1 pseudogene is annotated in these 455 nt (G+C 45.3%); it reads left to right on the plus strand.

Annotation, left to right across the window (positions count from 1 at the left end):
* A pseudogene (locus GQF01_RS09570) lies at positions 1-455 on the plus strand (S-layer homology domain-containing protein); the annotation flags it as partial.

The following is a 455-nucleotide window of genomic DNA, read 5'->3' on the forward strand; positions in this document are numbered from 1 at the left end:
AAAAGAGCAACTAGCAACTTTCTTGGTGCGTGTACTTGGTCAAGATGAAGCAGCTAAAGGCAAAACGGGTACAGACACAACGGTTTCCGGTTGGGCACAAGGTTATGTAGCGCTTGCTCTTGAGTTGAAACTTCTTTCCAACAATGAAGATGGTAAATTCGGCGGTATGAGCAACGCAACACGCGACTTGCTTGTGAGCGGCGCATACGAAGCGAAACAACAATATGTACCAGCTGGTAAAGTATCCGTAACAGGTGCTAAAGCAGCAGGCGTTTACAAAGTAACAGTTTCCTTCAACAAACCGGTTGATACAGACAAAGCGAAAGTCGCTTTGACAAAAGGAACACAAGCTGTTGCTAGCACAACAACATGGTCGGAAGATAAAAAAGTAGCAACACTAACAACGGAAACAAGAATCGGTGAAGGCGAGTACACAGCGACAGTATCTGGTCTTG

Source organism: Paenibacillus silvestris (assembly GCF_009882985.1).
GTDB lineage: Bacteria > Bacillota > Bacilli > Paenibacillales > NBRC-103111 > Paenibacillus_E > Paenibacillus_E silvestris.